Raw genomic sequence first — 4,372 nt, 5'->3', positions numbered from 1 at the left:
ATAGATGAACAATTATTCCAAGCGAGTGGAATTTTAGAATACGTAAAATTTCAAGTTTTTTTTTTTCAAGCAGAAGACGGCATACGAGCTTCATGAGCGTCTCGTGGGCTCGGAGATGTGTATAGGAGACAGTCCTCCACCCGCACGAATCCCTCCGGTGCCCGCTCCGCGACCGTGCGGAGGATCGCGTCCGCCGGCATCGCCCGGTTCGCCAGGACCACCGCGTTCGCGGACGCCCAGCGCTCGGCCTCGTAGGCCCGCAGTCCCCCCGCCCGGTCCGGCGCGGCAAGCGCGAGGCAGCGGGCGAGGACCCGCGCGTCGAGGACCGCCTCGGAGCCGCCGCTCGACCCCACGGGGTACATCGGATGCGCCGCGTCACCGAGCAGCGTCACCGGGCCCCGGCCCCACCACGGCAGCGGATCCCGGTCCACCATCGGGTACTCCAGGATCCGCGCCGTCGAGGCGAGCAGCGCCGGCACGTCCAGATCGCCGATGCGCCAGCCGGCGAAGTGCGGCAGGACGTCCGAGAGGCGCCCCGAGCGGTTCCAGTCGACGGGGCCGGCCACCCCGTGGTGGTGGACGGGAAACCGCACCTCCGCCACCCAGTTGAGCAGCGACCGCCCCCGCGTCTCCGCCTCGTGGGAGATCGGGTAGACGACCAGTTTCACGCTCGCGTTGCTGCCCGCGATGGCCATCGTGCGCCCGCCGAGCACCGGCTGCCATTCGGTGACGCCCCGCCACATCCGGATGCCGTTCCACAGCGGCGGCCCCTCCCCGGGGTGCAGCCGCGCCCGCACCGCCGAGTACAGGCCGTCGGCGCCGACCAGGGCCCGCGCCGGCACCGCGTACTCCCGCCCGCGCGCCAGGTCCCGCAGCGTCACGAGCACCGACCGGGACCCCTCGGTCTCGGCGTACCGCACGAAGGCCGTGCCCGTGCGCACGGCATGCTCGCCGAGCCGGTCGCGCACGGCGTCGAGCAGCATCATCTGCAGGGCGCCCCGGTGCAGCGAGTACTGCGGCCAGTGGTGGCCGCGCGCGACGCCCCGGGGCTCGCTCCAGATGTGGTTGCCGTGCCGGTCGAAGTGGATCATCTCGGCGGTCGGCACGGCCGTGGCGGCCAGCTCGTCGCCCAGGCCGAGTTCCGTCAACTCCCGTACCGCGTGCGGGAGAAGGTTGATGCCGACGCCGACGGGACGCAGCGCGTCCACCGCGTCCACGACCCGCACCTCGATGCCCGCGGCGTGCAGACCGAGCGCGGTGGTCAGACCGCCGATCCCGGCTCCCGCGACGAGTACGTCGATCATGGCCGCGGCACCGCCCGCCCCGCGCCGCGCGATCGTGGTCGTAATCGTGGTCTTGACCGTGAACGTGATCGTGGCCGTAGTCGTGGTCGTGGTCGTGGCCGTAGTCGTGGTCGTGGTCGCGACCGTGCTCGTCCCATGAGCGCTCCCCCCGGGGCGTTCCTCGCCGCGCGGATGTTAGCGGCACGACGGGCGGCGAACAATGCCGCATGTCGGCCACCGGACAATGCCCCGGCACGCTCCCGCAGCCACGTGGAAGGATGGCCGGAAACGCCACAAGTCGTACCTGACGTTCCTGAGGAGATGACCGCGTGCCCGGCACCAATCTGACCCGCGAAGAGGCGCAGCAGCGGGCGAAGCTGCTCACCGTTGACTCGTACGAGATCGACCTCGACCTCTCCGGCGCGCAAGAGGGCGGCACCTACAGGTCCGTGACCACGGTGCGCTTCGACTCCGCGGAGGCGCACGCCGAGACCTTCATCGACCTGGTGGCCCCGGCGGTCCACGAGGTGGTCCTGAACGGCCATTCGCTGGACGTGGCCGCCGTCTTCCGTGACTCGCGCATCGCGCTCGCGCACCTCGAGGCCGGGCCGAACGAGCTGAAGGTCGTCGCCGACTGCGATTACACCAACACCGGTGAGGGCCTGCACCGCTTCGTCGACCCGGTCGACCAACAGGCCTACCTCTACACGCAGTTCGAGGTCCCGGACGCGCGGCGCGTCTTCGCGTCCTTCGAGCAGCCGGATCTGAAGGCGACGTTCCAGTTCACCGTGAAGGCGCCGACGGGCTGGACGGTGATCTCCAACTCCCCGACTCCCGAGCCGAGCGGCGACGTCTGGGTCTTCGAGCCGACCCCGCGCATGTCGACGTACATCACGGCGTTGATCGTCGGTCCGTATCACTCGGTCCACAGTTCCTACGAGGGTCCTGGCGGCCAGTCGGTTCCGCTCGGCATCTACTGCCGGCCCTCGCTGGCCGAGTTCCTCGACTCGGACGCGATCTTCGAGGTGACGCGGCAGGGCTTCGACTGGTTCCAGGAGAAGTTCGACTACGCGTACCCCTTCGCCAAGTACGACCAGCTCTTCGTGCCGGAGTTCAACGCGGGCGCGATGGAGAACGCGGGCGCGGTGACCATCCGCGACCAGTACGTGTTCCGTTCGAAGGTGACGGACGCGGCGTACGAGACGCGCGCGGAAACCATCCTCCACGAGCTGGCCCACATGTGGTTCGGCGACCTGGTGACGATGGAGTGGTGGAACGACCTGTGGCTGAACGAGTCGTTCGCCACGTACACGTCCATCGCCTGCCAGGCGTACGCGGAGAACTCGCGCTGGCCGCACTCCTGGACGACGTTCGCCAACTCCATGAAGACGTGGGCGTACCGGCAGGACCAGCTGCCCTCCACGCACCCGATCATGGCGGACATCCGCGACCTCGACGACGTCCTGGTCAACTTCGACGGCATCACGTACGCCAAGGGCGCGAGCGTGCTGAAGCAGCTCGTCGCGTACGTGGGCATGGACGAGTTCTTCCGGGGCGTGCAGGCGTACTTCAAGGCGCACGCGTTCGGCAACACGCGCCTCTCCGACCTGCTCGGCGCCCTTGAGGAGACCAGCGGGCGCGACCTGACGACCTGGTCGAAAAAGTGGCTGGAAACGGCGGGCATCAACGTCCTGCGTCCGGTGGTGGACGTCGACTCGTCGGGAACCATCACGTCGTTCGCGGTCAAGCAGGAGGCCCCGGCGCTCCCGGCGGGCGCGACGGGCGCTGTGTCCGATGATGCGGCTCCGCCGCGTGGGACCCTTCGCCCGCACCGGATCGCGATCGGCCTGTACGACCTGGACGACGCGTCCGGCAAGCTGCTGCGCACGGACCGCGTGGAACTGGACGTGGACGGCGAACTGACGGCGGTGGACGAGCTGGTGGGCCGCGCGCGCCCGGCGGTGATCCTGCTGAACGACGACGATCTCTCGTACGCGAAGGTCCGCATGGACGCCGATTCGCTCGCCTTCGTCACCGACCACATCGGCGACTTCGAGGCGTCGCTGCCGCGGGCGCTGTCGTGGTCGTCGGCGTGGGACATGACGCGGGACGCGGAACTCCCGACGCGGGAGTACCTGTCGCTGGTCCTGTCCGGCATCGCGAAGGAGTCGGACATCGGCGTCGTGCAGTCGCTGCACCGCCAGGTGAAGCTGGCGCTCGACCTGTACACGGCGCCGTCCGGGCGCGACGAGGCGCTGGCCCGCTGGACGGAGGCGACACTCGCTCATCTCCGCTCGGCGGAGCCGGGCAGCGACCATCAGCTGGCGTGGGCGCGGGCGTTCGCGGCGACGGCGCGTACGGAGGAGCAGCTGACGCTCCTCGAGGACCTGCTGTCCGGCAAGCAGTCGGTCGAGGGCCTGGCCGTGGACACGGAGCTGCGCTGGGCGTTCGTGCACCGGCTCGCGGCGACGGGGCGGCTCGACGATGCGGGGATCGCGGCGGAGCTGGAGCGCGACAAGACGGCGGCGGGCGAGCGGCACGCGGCGTCGGCGCGGGCGGCGCGGCCGACGGCTGCCGCGAAGGCCGAGGCGTGGGCCTCGGTCGTCGAGTCCGACAAGCTCCCGAACGCGATCCAGGAGGCGGTGATCAGCGGCTTCGTCCAGACGGACCAGCGGGAGCTGCTGGCCCCTTACGCGGAGAAGTTCTTCGCGGCGGTCAAGGGCGCGTGGGACTCCCGTTCGCACGAGATGGCGCAGCAGATCGCGGTGGGCCTGTACCCCTCGCTCCAGATCTCCGACGCCACGCTCTCGGCGACGGACGAGTGGCTCGCCTCCGCGTCCCCCTCGGCGGCCCTCCGCCGCCTGATCACGGAGTCCCGCGCGGGCGTGGAGCGCGCGCTGCGGGCGCAGTCGGCCGACAAGTAGCCCTCCGACCGGGCGGGGAAGCCGAAATATGGGCCCCGCCCGGGGAGGGTTCCCTGGCCGGGGTCTTCCCGTTTTCGGCCGCGGGTCGTTTCCCCTCTTCCCGCGCTTCGCGCGGATCTCTGCCGCCCACCCACCCGTTCACCTCGTGAGTGATGGGTGGGAGGG

General features: G+C 70.0%; 3 protein-coding genes. 2 read left to right on the top strand and 1 reads right to left on the bottom strand.

Annotation, left to right across the window (positions count from 1 at the left end; all coding sequences use genetic code 11):
* Positions 1–65: 65 nt before the first annotated feature.
* On the bottom strand, positions 66–1,304 hold the full coding sequence (locus tag E2651_RS41505) for a flavin-dependent oxidoreductase (protein ID WP_135336443.1): 1,239 nt from the start codon (positions 1,302–1,304) through the stop codon (positions 66–68).
* Here E2651_RS41505 and E2651_RS44460 point away from each other — a divergent pair.
* Together E2651_RS44460 and pepN are read left to right on the top strand one after the other, a co-directional pair.
* A complete protein-coding gene (locus E2651_RS44460; protein WP_167829065.1) occupies positions 1,303–1,443 on the top strand; it encodes a hypothetical protein in 141 nt (46 codons plus the stop codon). The two genes, E2651_RS41505 and E2651_RS44460, sit on opposite strands and share 2 nt — an antisense overlap.
* 169 nt (positions 1,444–1,612) lie before the next feature.
* Positions 1,613–4,207, top strand: coding sequence for an aminopeptidase N (gene pepN, locus E2651_RS41500; RefSeq protein WP_135336442.1), 2,595 nt, complete (start codon positions 1,613–1,615; stop codon positions 4,205–4,207).
* Positions 4,208–4,372 lie beyond the last annotated feature (165 nt).

Source organism: Streptomyces sp. MZ04, from assembly GCF_004684775.1.
GTDB lineage: Bacteria > Actinomycetota > Actinomycetes > Streptomycetales > Streptomycetaceae > Streptomyces.
Note: the sequence above shows the minus strand (reverse complement) of the source record. Positions and strands in the feature narration are given on the sequence as shown.

Coding starts and splice junctions, on each gene's coding strand:
- E2651_RS44460 (WP_167829065.1), top strand. CDS start 1,303: ATGGCCGCGGCACCGCCCGCCCCGCGCCGCGCGATCGTGGTCGTAATC.
- E2651_RS41505 (WP_135336443.1), bottom strand. CDS start 1,304: ATGATCGACGTACTCGTCGCGGGAGCCGGGATCGGCGGTCTGACCACC.